Raw genomic sequence first — 12,695 nt, 5'->3', positions numbered from 1 at the left:
AGTTAAACGCACTTCCCTAGTTAAATGAAACCTCTCCCTTATGGAGAGGTTTTTTTATGGATGAAAAAGGGTTTTTAATGCAAGGATGGATAGTAATTCCAGTCTCTTTAGCCTATTTGGGCGTGTTGTTTTTGATCGCTTGGTATGGAGACAGGCAAGTTCGTTGGCTATCACGCTGGCGTCCATGGATCTATAGCCTTTCTATTGCGGTGTATTGTACCTCTTGGACCTTTTATGGAACGGTCGGGCAGGCGAGCAATAACCCATGGTCCTTCTTGCCCATCTACCTCGCGCCTATTTTGGTTTTCACGTTGGGATGGCGGATCTTAGCTCGGCTGATCCTCATCGCGAAGCGTGAACACATCACCTCTATTGCTGACTTTATCGCGGCTCGTTATGGAAAATCTCAAGGCTTAGCGGTGGCGGTGACCATTATCGCTGTGGTTGGTATTCTTCCCTATATCGCGCTGCAATTGCGCGGTATTACCATGGGGTTGGATATTGTTGCGCCAAACCTAGCCACTGATTTTGGTTATCAGGACTATCACGTCTCTTGGTTTGTGGTCGGTGCATTGGCCATTTTTACGATGTTGTTTGGCACGCGACACATCGATAACACTGAACACCACCGCGGCATGATGATGGCTGTAGCGTTTGAATCTATCGTTAAGCTCGCGGCATTTTTGATTGTTGGCTTGTTCATCATGTACCTGGCGGTGAGCAGTGACAAAATTGACTTGCTTGATGTGGCGGCTTCCACCTACGAATCGCCGAATATTCCGACCTTAATTATTCATACCGTTTTAACCATGTTGGCGATTGTCTGTCTTCCGCGCCAATTCCATACCATGGTGGTTGAGAACGAACGCCCTCAAGATTTGCATACTGCTCGCTGGCTGTTTCCACTTTACCTGATTTTGATGGGACTGTTCGTGCTGCCAATTGCTTGGGCAGGACAAGGGTTGCTCACTGACATGCCGGCTGATACTTACGTTATCAGTGTGCCAATGGCAGAAGGTGCGAATCACATTGCTTTGTTAGCTTTCCTCGGAGGTACTTCGGCGGCGAGTGGCATGGTGATTGTATCGACCATAGCATTAGCGATCATGGTATCGAATGATTTAGTGATGCCATTGCTGCTGCGTCGTATGCGTCTAACCCAAAGAACACATCGACATTTTTCTGGCCTGTTACTGGTGATTCGACGTGGGTTAATTTTGCTGCTGTTACTTGGTGCTTGGTTGTTTTATCAGGCCCTCGATACTATCCATTCATTGTCGGCTATTGGCTTTCTTTCTTTTGCTGCGATTGCTCAGTTCGCTCCTGCATTAATTGGTGGATTGTACTGGCGTCCCGGAAACCGAAAGGGTGTCTATGTCGGTTTGCTTGTCGGTTCGGTGATCTGGCTGATTACCCTGATGAGTCAAACCAGCATGCTAGCGGGCGATAGCGAAAGTAACTTACTGCTGTGGATTATCACGCCGCCAGAACTGCTGAGAAGTTGGGATGTTAGCAGCTCAAACTGGGGCATAGTGCTGAGTATTTTACTCAATACCTTGTGCTATGCAGTGGTCTCAATGACGACCAGACCAAGCCTAAGTGAGCGCTTACAATCGGCAGCATTTGTTGGTACACCACTGCCTGAAAATGAGAATATCAGCCTCTATCAAAACCGTGTGACAGTCGCTGAATTAGAGATGTTGGCATCGCGTTTTGTGGGTCGAAAGCGAGCGAAAAGCGCCTTACATAGCTATTGGCAGCAGCACGGTCAGCCGTTACTTCCTAATCAACAAGCGCCCGCAAGCCTGATTAGACATGCAGAGCGCGTGCTTGCTGGGGTGTTCGGTGCTTCGTCTGCTAAGTTAGTACTCACTTCTGCTTTACAAGGCAGAAACATGCAGCTTGAAGAGGTTGCAACGATCGTTGATGAAGCCTCGGAATTGTACGACTTCAGCCGTGGTTTACTGCAAGGTGCGATTGAACATATTGGCCAAGGTATTGCAGTAATCGACAAACAAATGAGGCTGGTGGCGTGGAATCAACGTTACTTAGAACTGTTTGAGTTCCCTGCTGGCTTGATTCAGGTTGGTCGACCCATCTCAGATGTTATTCGCCATAATGCTGAGCAAGGTTTGTGTGGTCCTGGCGACCCGGAAGATCACGTTCGCCGCCGTGTTTATCACCTTGAACAAGGCACCCGACATACTTCTTCTCGTATTCGTCCTGATGGTCGAGTCATTGAAGTGCAAGGTAACCCGATGCCAAGCGGTGGATTCGTAATGAGCTTTACCGACATCACGGTATTCAGACAAGCAGAGCAAGCGCTAAAAGATGCTAACGAAAGCTTGGAATCGAGAGTGCATGAGCGAACTCAAGAACTCGAGAAGCTTAACCATCGCTTGGTAAAGGCGACGCAAATCTCTGATCAAGAATCACAATCCAAGAGTCGTTTTCTTGCGGCTGTGAGTCACGATTTGATGCAGCCATTAAATGCTGCTCGCTTGTTTGCTTCTTCGCTATCTGAGGTGGCAAAAGAACAAGAGGTCAAACAGCTTTCATCCCACATCGAGAGTGCCCTTGGTGCGGCTGAAGATCTGATTGGTGATTTGTTGGATATCTCGCGCTTGGAATCCGGCAAGTTAGAAACCAACATTCATGCGATTGCCGTGCATGATGTACTAACCAATTTGAATGCGGAATTTAGCGCTTTAGCGATACAACAAAAAATCCAGTTTCAAATGATCCCATCGTCATTGTTCATTCATTCTGACCCTAAATTATTAAGACGCGTGATTCAGAACTTTTTGACCAATGCGTTTCGTTACAACCCAGAGGGGAAAGTGGTACTGGGTGCGAGACGAGTGAATGGTCAGGTTAGAATTGATGTGTGGGATAACGGAACCGGTATCGATGAAGACAAGCAACAAGAGATCTTCGAAGAATTTACTCGTGGTAGCCAAGTGCGTGCTGATCAGGGGTTAGGGCTAGGATTAGCCATCTCCAAAGGTATTGCCCATGTGCTTGGTCATCAAATATCGATGCGCTCATGGCCGGGGCAAGGTAGCGTCTTTTCTATCACCTTGGCTCGGGCGGAAAAAGTGGCTCCGGTTGTGCAAGCTTCGACGCCAATGGCGACCAGTGATATCGAGCACTTGAAAATATTGTGTGTCGATAATGAACGAGAGATTTTAGTCGGTATGGAGAACTTGATTGGTCGTTGGGGTTGTGAGGTTAAGACAGCCGTTGATCTAGTTGAAAGCTTGAAGTGCCTAGATGATGGTTGGCAGCCGGATGTGATTTTCTCTGATTACCGTTTGGATAATGGCCGAACCGGACTCGAAGTCCTGCAGCAGTGTCGTTTACGTCTTGGGGACTCTTTTGAGGGTGTCATTATCAGTGCTGATAGAACCGATGACATGTTGGCAGCGATAAAGGCCAATAGTTTTAGTTTTATCGCTAAACCCGTCAAGCCGCTAAAACTCAGAGCGGTCTTAAATCGGGTGAGCTAATTAGGAGTAATCAGCTCGAATTTCCAATTAATGAACGGATGTAGAAAAGGCCTCGGATGAGGCCTTTGTTGTTTCAGTAAGGATCGTTAATGCCTATTCGCTTTTTAACTAACTAGATAACTAGATAAATAACTAGCTAACCAGCTAACCGGCAATACCACCCTGCGTCAGTGTGGTTGGATCAAGTAGCTTGCTAAGTTCTTCTCGGCTGAGATCAGTTTCTCTTTCTGCAACATCAAGAATCGGTAAGCCCTCTTTATAAGCTTTCTTGGCAATATCTGCTGCCTTTAGATAGCCAATCACAGGGTTGAGCGCTGTCACCAGAATTGGGTTCTTTGACAGTGCCAAATCGAGATTGTCTTGGCGCACGGTGAAGGTAGCTATCGCTTTATCAGCCAGTGCGACTGAGCTGTTGGCTAATAGTTCTATGCTTTCTAGAACGTTATGAGCAATAACCGGCAGCATCACATTCAATTGGAAGTTACCCGATTGGCCAGCAATCGTGATCGTGGTGTCATTACCAATCACTTGCGCTGCTGCCATGGCTGCAGCCTCTGGAATCACAGGGTTGACCTTTCCTGGCATGATAGACGAGCCCGGTTGCAGCGCTTGTAACTCAATTTCCCCTAAGCCAGCCAACGGCCCTGAGTTCATCCAGCGAAGATCGTTTGAGATCTTGAGGATCGCAACTGCTGCAGTTTTAAGCTGACCAGAAAACGCAACGATCGCGTCTTGGCTGCTGAGGTTAAAAAAGAAGTTTTCACTCGAGGTAAAACTGATCTTTGTTGATTGAGACAGGTTACTTGCAAATTTATCGGCAAAGCGTGGGTCGGCATTGATCTCCGTACCTACCGCTGTGCCACCTTGAGCAAGCGCCTTGATTGCTGGCAAGCTGCTTTCAATGGCTTGCTTAGCGTGTTCAATCTGGAACTTCCAACCACCAAGCTCTTGAGCAAAGGTAATCGGCATCGCATCCATTAGGTGAGTACGACCTGTTTTTACTACCTCAGCAAGCTCTTGCTGTTTAACGGTAAGTGCTGCGGAAAGGTGAGTTAATGCAGGCAACAATTTGTTTTCTGTCATCAAAGCAACGCTTACTTGGATCGCCGTTGGCACTACATCGTTACTGCTTTGACCCATGTTGACGTGATCATTGGGGGTCACGTCGCCTTGCAGGCTTCTTGAAGCGAGTGTCGCAATCACTTCGTTAGCATTCATGTTAGAGCTGGTGCCAGAGCCCGTCTGATAGACATCAATAGGGAATTGCTCGAGGTGTTTACCCTCAATGATCTCTTGGCTGGCTTCGGCTATCGCGTTGGCAATATCACCTTCTAATAAGCCTAATTGAGCGTTGGTATCGGCGGCGGCTTGCTTAATTAACGCCAGTGCTTGAATAAAGCTGGTTGGCATCTTGTGCGAGCTAAACGCGAAGTTATCCGCGGCACGTTGAGTTTGTGCCTGGTATAGCGCATCGGCAGGGACTTTAACTTCGCCCATGCTGTCTTTCTCAATCCGAAATTCTTGGGTCATGTTCTATCCTTGTTAGCCAAGTGGGGCTTGGACTTGTTGTAGTGTCTGGCTGATATTCAAAAAACGCGCTTGGCCGTGCGGTTGCTGGCGGTAGTGGCGTTTTAAATAAAATAGTGGCGAGTGAATAGAGTCTAGGCAGATATGACGAAAGGCGAAACTGTGGTCAGGAGACTCAATCGCTTCAATTAAATGAAAGAAAACTTGGCGCAGGTACAGTTCACACAACAAGATATTTTCTTGAGCGGCATGCTTTTCATAGTAAGCCGACAGCGTGAGTGCGCATTCGATATAGTCTCGAATCACAAACGGTTCGTTACCTTGAACTTGCTCTAATGAAGCAAAGCGATCTTGTGCTTTGTAAAATCTTGAATAGAGAACCTGCTGCTCTTTCATCATCATTTGCATCTCTTTAATGGATGTTAATGATAATTATTATCAAATGAGAGTTTAAAAACAACCCTTTCTTTAGTCTTTTTATAAAATGGCAGGGAAAAAGAAAAAGCCGATACATAAAGTATCGGCTTTCTTGAATCAGTACCTAATCCCTACAATGTAAGTACTGATTCATTTTCTAAGTGCTTATTATCCTAGTCACTAAGTCGCGAGCTTCTTAGTGGTCGTGAGCTTCACCAGCACCTTTAGGATAACGGATAGACTCAACCATCTCTTGTACATCTTCTGGAACTTCAGCGGTCACTTTGTTCACTGCAATTGATACTACAAAGTTTAGACACATACCTAGCGTACCGATGCCTTCTGGGCTGATACCAAACCACCAATTTTCCGGTGTGCTTGCTGCTGGGTTAATGAACTTGAAGTAGATGATGTAGCTTGCTGTGAAGGCAATACCTGACAACATACCTGCAATTGCGCCTTCCTTGTTCATCTTCTTGTAGAAGATACCTAGGATGATGGCAGGGAAGAAGGATGCTGCGGCTAAGCCGAAGGCAAACGCTACTACCTGAGCTACGAAACCTGGTGGATTAATACCTAAGTAACCAGCACCGACAATCGCGACCATCGCTGCCAAACGAGCGGCTAATAGCTCCTGCTTGTCGGTCATGTTTGGTCTGAAGCCTTTCTTCAACAAGTCATGTGAAATCGACGTTGAGATTACCAATAGTAGACCTGCGGCTGTTGATAGTGCGGCTGCTAGGCCACCGGCTGCAAGTAGTGCTACAACCCAGTTAGGTAGTTTTGCTAGCTCTGGAGAAGCCAGTACGATGATGTCACGGTTAATCTTCATCTCGTTGCGTTCATCGCCCGAGTAGAACATTTTGCCATCGCCGTTTTTATCTTCCCAACCTACTAGGCCAGTGCTTTCCCAGTTTTTATACCAGCTTGGTGCGTCTACTGCTGCGACACCTTGCATGTCAGGACCGTTAATCGTTTCAATCATGTTTACACGAGCGAACGCTGCAACGCCGGGTGCTGTTGTGTATAGCAATGAGATGAACAGTAGTGCCCAACCCGCTGAGATACGAGCATCACGTACTTTTGGTACTGTGAAGAAGCGAATGATTACGTGTGGAAGACCCGCAGTACCGACCATTAGAGCTGCACAGATGAAGAATACATCCACCATGCTCTTGTTACCTTCGGTATAGGCGGTAAATCCGAGCTCTTCGGTTAGGCCATCCAGTTTATCAAGAAGGTAAACATCCGTGCCAGATAGCGTTGAACCCATACCAACTTGTGGAAGTGGGTTACCCGTCATCATGATTGAGGTAAAGATTGCTGGAACAAGAAAGGCGAAAATGAGGACACAGAATTGAGCTACCTGCGTATAAGTGATGCCTTTCATGCCACCAAGCACTGCGTAGAAGAACACAATACCCATACCAATGATGATGCCTAGGTTAATATCAACTTCTAGGAAACGAGAGAATACAACGCCAACACCACGCATCTGGCCTGCAACGTACGTAAATGATACGAAGATTGCACAGAATACCGCTACCATACGTGCTGTTTTCGAGTAGTAACGTTCACCGATGAAATCAGGAACCGTAAACTGACCGAACTTACGTAGGTAAGGTGCTAAACATAGCGCAAGTAGTACGTAACCACCTGTCCAACCCATTAGGTAAACCGCACCGTCGTAACCAACGAATGAGATGATACCTGCCATTGAGATGAATGATGCTGCCGACATCCAGTCAGCGGCGGTTGCCATGCCGTTTGCTACTGGGTGTACGCCGCCGCCAGCAACGTAGAATTCACTGGTTGTTCCAGCGCGAGCCCAGATTGCGATGCCGATATAAACTGCGAAAGTAATACCGACGAGAATAAACGTCCAAGTTTGAATATCCATGTTCTAGCCTCTAGTCTTCCTGTACGTTGTATTTTTTGTCCAGCTTATTCATGCGAACAACGTAAATAAATATCAACGCCACGAAGGTATAAATTGAACCTTGTTGAGCGAACCAAAAACCTAGCTTAAATCCGCCAAATTGAATGGTATTGAGGACATCCACAAATAAGATGCCTGCGCCGTAAGACACCACAAACCATATTGCGAGTAGTGTTCCCATTATTCCCAAGTTTTCCTTCCAGTAGGCTTGAGCATGTTCCGTAGATTCGAACGCCATTGCCTTCTCCTTTATTCCGTTTTCGTAGAAACCGTTTTTGTGAAACCGTTTTGTAAAATAGCGTGTTAACGTAATGTTACGATTTAGAATGTAGCAAGGATAAGTCAAGGGATCTGTGCAACTTTAGTCGGGATGGTATTAGCGCTAATGTACTGAAATATGGGAGCTAGGAGACATAACCATAGAAAAATGTGATGTTACAGTGTTGTTAAATTAGCCAAAGGTCTAACAAAAAGGGATGAATTAGACTGCGAGTCATAAAATTTAACAACTAAATGACCGAGAAACGGTATTTAGCCCTGCTTATGACACGAAGCGAAACATAAGTTTGTTATAGTAACTACGGCACTTTCACCGACCGTGCCTTGCTAAACGGCAGAAGATCAACAAGCTAGTGGCAAAAGAACAACAGGCTTAAAGCTCGGATTTTATTCTTTGGGGGAACGAATTGGACGCAATAACCATTAACCACTTATTCTTGACTGGTGCCGTACTCATCGCCATCAGCGTGCTTTTCTCACAAGTGTCCTCTCGATTGGGCGTTCCTATTCTTTTGATCTTTTTGTTCGTTGGTATGTTAGCGGGTGAAGATGGACCCGGTAATATTCATTTCGATGATTACTCACTGACCTACTTGGTGAGTAACCTTGCGCTGGCTGTGATTCTGTTGGATGGCGGTATGCGAACCAAGGTGGCGAGCTTCAAGGTTGCTTTCTGGCCTTCGCTCTCGCTGGCGACGATAGGTGTCGCATGTACAGCAACCTTAACCGGATTAATGGCGGCTTGGCTGTTTGACTTGTCATTAATGCAGGGCATCTTGGTTGGGGCGATTGTTGGTTCAACCGATGCGGCAGCGGTATTCTCTTTGCTGAAAGGACAGAGTCTCAATGAGCGTGTGGGTTCAACTCTAGAGATCGAATCGGGCACTAACGACCCAATGGCGGTCTTCCTGACGGTGACCTTAATTGCGCTGTTAGGTAACCCTGACGCTGAGATGGGAATGAACTTCCTACTGCAAAGTTTTGCGATGCAGTTTGGTATCGGTACTCTTGTTGGTATCGGCGGCGGCTGGGTTCTATGGAGCTTAATCAATCGAGTACAACTGGCTGATGGCCTTTACTCCATTCTGGTACTCAGTGGGGGCGTGGCTCTGTTTGCGTTCTCTAACATGCTTGGCGGTAGTGGCATATTATCGATTTACCTTGTGGGTCTGTTCATTGGTAATCGTCCAACGCGTTCTCGACACTCTATTCTTAATGTCCTAGACGGTATGACGTGGCTAAGTCAGATCGTGATGTTCTTGGTGTTGGGTTTATTGGTGACACCATCGACTTTAATGGACATAGCACTTCCTGCGTTAGCACTGGCTTTCGGTATGATTTTGTTTGCTCGTCCAGTGTCGGTTTGGTTGGGTTTGCTGCCGTTCAGAAGCTTTACCACCAAGGAGCGCTGGTTTGTCTCTTGGGTCGGTTTACGTGGTGCAGTTCCGATCATTTTGGCGGTTTTCCCGATGATGGCTGGCCTGCCAAATGCTCAGCTGTATTTCAATATCGCCTTCTTCGTAGTTATGGTTTCGCTAATTGTTCAAGGCGGCAGCTTAATGAAAGTCGCAAGACTCGCTAAAGTGACTCTACCGCCAACGCCAACACCGATTTCTCGCACCGGTATCGAGATTTATCCGACCAGTGAATGGGAGATGTTTGTCTACAAGCTGAAAGAGGAGAAGTGGTGTGTCGGTGAACCGCTCAAGCGTTTATCGATGCCTGAAGGGACGCGCATCACCGCACTGTTTCGACAAGATGCCTTGCTTCACCCATCGGGCAGTACCATATTAGAGGCGAACGATATTCTCTGTGTGCTTGGTCAAGATAAAGATCTAGATAGCCTAAGTGAGCTGTTCAGTGAGGCACCTTTGGCAGAAGAAGCCGCTCGATTCTTTGGTGACTTCTTCTTAGATGTTGGGTTATCGGTCGCTGCGGTAAGCGATTGTTATGGTATTGAACTTGGCTCGGAAGAAGAGCGAGAAATGACGCTAAAACAATTGGCTGATCAAGAGCTTGGGGCACACCCGGTATTAGGCGATAGCTTTGAGTGGCATGACATCACTTGGGTGGTTGCAGATATAGATGATCATAAAGTCGTCAAGCTGGGTTTATGTTTGCCTAAGACGACTTTAGAAGAGGATGTAAACGAAGCTTAATTGTGGATTTCTTGTAGCAAGATAACGGCTTGAGTTCGGTTTTTCACATCCAGTTTACGGAAGATGGCTGTCATATGTGCTTTGATGGTCGCTTCCGAAACATTCAATTCATACGCGATTTGCTTGTTCAGTAAGCCATCCGAGAGCATTCCTAACACCTTGTATTGTTGAGGCGTCAATGTGGAAAGCTTTTCTGCAAGGTCGCTACAGGCTGCATTGTTGGTGATCAGCCCTTCAGGGAAGAATGGGTCGCCATTCAGCACTTGATTGAGTGCGCTGACCAATTCACGCATATCACTCGATTTAGGAATAAAGCCAAAGGCACCGTGGCTCTTCACTTGAGTGACAACGCTGGCATCCTCGCTGGCAGAGATCACCACAATCGGTAAATCTGGGTATTCAGCACGCAGTTGAATTAGGCCAGACATCCCGTTTGCTCCTGGCATTTTAAGGTCGAGAAGCAACAGGTCTGGTTCATCTTCTTTCTTTAGCAGAGTCAGTAAGGCATCGAGGGAATCAGCCTCAAGCAGGTTCGCACCACTGATCGCCATATGAACTGACTGAAACAGGGCGTTGCGAAAAAGAGGATGGTCATCAGCAATGATGATGGTATAGGTCGAGTCCATGACGTTCATACTTTTAACAATTTAGTTAATATTTATTATCATCCTGATTGAGTATGTGGACAATATCTATGCATTAAAAGTCTGAACCATATCGACTTTTATCCCCGGAATAAGAAAGCGTTACTCGGAATAGCAAAAAAGCCGCACTGTCATCTCGTTACGGAGGGGCAGTGCGGCTTTCGTTTAGGCAGATATTCCGGTGAATATTGCCGTTATAGCTGGTGGTCTTGCATGTGTTTTAAGAATACATCGGCAGGCATAAAACCAGTAACACGAGCATTTGGAACATGGTTACCCTCGCCATCCCAGAACTCAATTGTTGGTAAGCCCAGCACCTGTAATTGTTTAAGCAGTTCAATGTCTTGAGGCATGTTTCTCGTTACGTCAGCCTGAAGTAGGACGAAATCAGAAAGCTTGTTCTCAACATCAGCTTGGTGGAAGGTGTACTTCTCAAACTCTTTACAGGCCACACACCAATCGGCGTAGAAGTCGAGCATCACTGGCTTACCGAGTTTCTTCGCTTCGATGAGCTGGATTTCTAACTCTTCAACCGTGTTGATGCGTGCAAATTGGATTTGCTGTTCAACCACCACGCTCTTTTCTGCAAACCAGTAATTCAACGCAGGTTGCGCAGAAGCGAATAGGCCGAGCATTGCGATGATACCCACTGCGCTCTGTTTCCAGCCGCCAAATGGCAGTGCATTCTTGCTATGGTAAAGCCAACCAAAGGCGATGAAGCCTAATCCAGACCAAAGCACAGTTGCCCACAATTCAGGAATAATTCGCTCTAGCAGGAAGATAGGCGCTGCCAGCAAGATAAAGCCGAATACGATCTTCACCTTATCCATCCAGCTGCCTGCTTTTGGCAGTAGCTTATTACCAAATACCGCAACCAAGATCAGCGGGATACCCATACCCATCGCTAACGCATACAGAGCAATCGCACCCGTTAATAGGTCACCACTTTGAGCGACATACAGCAGCGCACCGGACAGTGGCGCTGTGGTACAAGGTGAACACACCAAGCCCGAGATAGCGCCCATCGCGAACACGCCCAAGGTATTGCCACCTTGTTGTTTGTTGCTTTGATTGTTGAGCCAGGTTTGGATACTGCTTGGTAGTTGTAGGTTATAAACGCCGAACATCGACATCGCCAACGTCACGAACAGAACACTCAGCGCGATTAATACGTAAGGGTGTTGCATGGCCGCTTGGAACTGCATGCCTGCTGAAGCAACCACTAAACCTAATAAGGTGTAGGTCAGCGCCATGCCTTGCACATAAATGAACGACAACATTAACGCGCGGCCTTGGCTGAGCTTGCCGCCACCCAAGACGATACCCGTCAGAATTGGGTACATTGGCAGAACACACGGCGTAAAGGCTAAGCCAACACCGAGTGCTAAGAATAATAATGGAGTCCACCAACTGTCACCCAGCTTATCGGCTAAGCCTGCTTCTTTTGAAACGGGAGCATTGGTTTGTTGAGTGGCATTGCTTGCTGTGTCAGCTGTAGGAGAAGAGGGTTGTACTGAATTGTCTGCTTCACCAGCTGCAGCAGATGAACCTTGTGAGACACTGCTATTTTGGGCATCACCACTGTTTTGCACATCACTGCTTTTTATATCCCCAGGATTCGTCGAAGTAAACGGTTCAATGTCGATTACTCGAGTTTCTGGTGGGTAGCAGAAACCAGCATCTGCACAACCTTGATACTTAACGATCAGCTGTGAGCCATCTTGGTAACTCTGTAGTGGAACTTGCACGAATAACGGCTGAGTATAAATGCTCACCTCACCGAAGAATTCATCTTGGTGTGGTTGGCCACCTTCCATTTCAACATTGCCGATAGCGAGATTTTGGCCAGTGAACGAGAGGCTATGTTGATAGAGGTAGTAGCCCTCTTTTACTTGCCAGTCGAGAAGGACCTTGCCGTCTTGCTGGTAGTAATTGAAAGGGAAAGCTTGGTCTACAGGGACAAAACCGTTGTTATTGCCTCCGAAGCTTGGCTCGGCGTTGTCGTTTCCAAAAAGCGCCCACGCAGGCTGGGTGAACAGGGAAACACAAACAAAAAGTAATGTGGCAAGTCGTCGCATACTATTTAGTCATCAAAATGGAGTTGAAGGTATCTTAACTCAATCAGACCGTAATAGTTTGTGATTAGTTTCATCGACCAGCAAATATCCGCTAGGGCGGGTGAGCCACTTTCTTAGGCAATCGAGAGAGGGTTAGCAGCGCA

General features: G+C 46.8%; 8 protein-coding genes. 2 read left to right on the top strand and 6 right to left on the bottom strand.

Annotation, left to right across the window (positions count from 1 at the left end):
* Positions 1 to 77: 77 nt before the first annotated feature.
* Positions 78 to 3,509 carry a hybrid sensor histidine kinase/response regulator gene (locus OCU90_RS16345; RefSeq protein WP_167409364.1) on the top strand — a complete coding sequence of 1,144 codons (3,432 nt, stop codon included), beginning with the start codon at positions 78 to 80 and terminating at the stop codon, positions 3,507 to 3,509.
* 144 nt (positions 3,510 to 3,653) lie between these two features.
* Here OCU90_RS16345 and OCU90_RS16340 read toward each other — a convergent pair whose 3' ends face one another.
* From OCU90_RS16340 to OCU90_RS16325, 4 genes are all read right to left on the bottom strand, one after another.
* Positions 3,654 to 5,039 (bottom strand): class II fumarate hydratase, encoded by a 1,386-nt coding sequence (locus tag OCU90_RS16340; RefSeq protein WP_061023608.1) that lies wholly within the window; start codon positions 5,037 to 5,039, stop codon positions 3,654 to 3,656.
* A gap of 12 nt (positions 5,040 to 5,051) precedes the next feature.
* On the bottom strand, positions 5,052 to 5,438 hold the full coding sequence (locus tag OCU90_RS16335) for a hypothetical protein (RefSeq protein ID WP_004729728.1): 387 nt from the start codon (positions 5,436 to 5,438) through the stop codon (positions 5,052 to 5,054).
* A 211-nt stretch (positions 5,439 to 5,649) separates the two neighbouring features.
* Positions 5,650 to 7,353: a sodium:solute symporter family protein gene (locus tag OCU90_RS16330; protein ID WP_004729727.1), complete on the bottom strand. Its 1,704-nt coding sequence runs from the start codon at positions 7,351 to 7,353 to the stop codon at positions 5,650 to 5,652.
* 10 nt (positions 7,354 to 7,363) lie between these two features.
* Positions 7,364 to 7,630 (bottom strand): DUF4212 domain-containing protein, encoded by a 267-nt coding sequence (locus OCU90_RS16325; RefSeq protein WP_004729726.1) that lies wholly within the window; start codon positions 7,628 to 7,630, stop codon positions 7,364 to 7,366.
* Between the two features lie 448 nt (positions 7,631 to 8,078).
* Between OCU90_RS16325 and OCU90_RS16320 the strand changes: the two genes are divergently transcribed.
* Complete coding sequence (locus OCU90_RS16320) at positions 8,079 to 9,830, top strand: potassium/proton antiporter (RefSeq protein ID WP_061023606.1); 1,752 nt, start codon at positions 8,079 to 8,081, stop codon at positions 9,828 to 9,830.
* On the opposite strand, the gene OCU90_RS16315 is transcribed toward OCU90_RS16320, so the two are convergent.
* Both OCU90_RS16315 and OCU90_RS16310 read right to left on the bottom strand, forming a co-directional pair.
* Positions 9,827 to 10,456, bottom strand: coding sequence for a response regulator transcription factor (locus tag OCU90_RS16315; RefSeq protein ID WP_004729724.1), 630 nt, complete (start codon positions 10,454 to 10,456; stop codon positions 9,827 to 9,829). The genes OCU90_RS16320 and OCU90_RS16315 overlap by 4 nt on opposite strands.
* Positions 10,457 to 10,668: 212 nt before the next feature.
* Positions 10,669 to 12,552, bottom strand: a complete 1,884-nt coding sequence (locus tag OCU90_RS16310) for a protein-disulfide reductase DsbD (RefSeq protein WP_061023604.1) — start codon at positions 12,550 to 12,552, stop codon at positions 10,669 to 10,671.
* Between the last annotated feature and the right edge of the window lie 143 nt (positions 12,553 to 12,695).

Source organism: Vibrio splendidus (assembly GCF_024347615.1).
GTDB classification, from domain to species: domain Bacteria; phylum Pseudomonadota; class Gammaproteobacteria; order Enterobacterales; family Vibrionaceae; genus Vibrio; species Vibrio splendidus.
This window is presented reverse-complemented; position numbering and strand designations above follow the sequence as displayed.